Source organism: Bacillus sp. DNRA2, from assembly GCF_012843265.1.
In the GTDB taxonomy this organism is placed as follows: domain Bacteria; phylum Bacillota; class Bacilli; order Bacillales; family Cytobacillaceae; genus Bacillus_BU.
In genome coordinates this window covers 1-670 of sequence record NZ_JABAIT010000082.1, presented here as the reverse complement: position 1 = coordinate 670, position 670 = coordinate 1, and the positions used below count along the sequence as shown (strand labels likewise).

Here is a 670-nt window from a genome sequence, read left to right as displayed (position 1 = left end):
ACCGTCCTTCATCGGCTCCTAGTGCCAAGGCATCCACCGTGCGCCCTTTCTAACTTAACCTATTCGACAAATGATCAGCTTCGAATCTCTTCGTCAGCTTCGTTCGCTCAGATCCTCACGTACAGACTAAGTACGCTCCGGTCTTCGCTTGCTCGCTTCCTCGACCTTCTCGCTGCTGATTTGTCTCGGTTACTCTTACTATATAAATAAGAGAGAAAAAACTAATGTGGTGATTCTCGGTTTATTACATTTCTTCAATTATCTAGTTTTCAAAGAACGATAAAGACAAAAAATAATAACGACAAAAAGCAATCGTTATAATTGGTGGAGCCTAGCGGGATCGAACCGCTGACCTCCTGCGTGCAAAGCAGGCGCTCTCCCAGCTGAGCTAAGGCCCCGTTATAAATATGGTGGGCCTAAATGGACTCGAACCATCGACCTCACGCTTATCAGGCGTGCGCTCTAACCAGCTGAGCTATAGGCCCATATAACGGATAAATATATTAAACTTTGAAGAAATTACTCCTTCAAAACTAAACAAACAAAGTGGTCAACATTACAGATTAAAAAATCTGCATTCCGAATGTCATTACGACATTATCCTTAGAAAGGAGGTGATCCAGCCGCACCTTCCGATACGGCTACCTTGTTACGACTTCACCCCAATCAT

2 tRNA genes and 1 rRNA gene are annotated in these 670 nt (G+C 44.0%); all 3 read right to left on the bottom strand.

The features are described 5' to 3' along the window. Positions 1 to 322: 322 nt before the first annotated feature. Positions 323 to 398 (bottom strand) — tRNA-Ala (locus HHO41_RS22050). A 10-nt stretch (positions 399 to 408) separates the two neighbouring features. Further along, positions 409 to 485: transfer RNA gene (locus tag HHO41_RS22045), tRNA-Ile, on the bottom strand. 122 nt (positions 486 to 607) lie between these two features. After that, positions 608 to 670, bottom strand: a 16S ribosomal RNA gene (locus HHO41_RS22040); the annotation flags it as partial.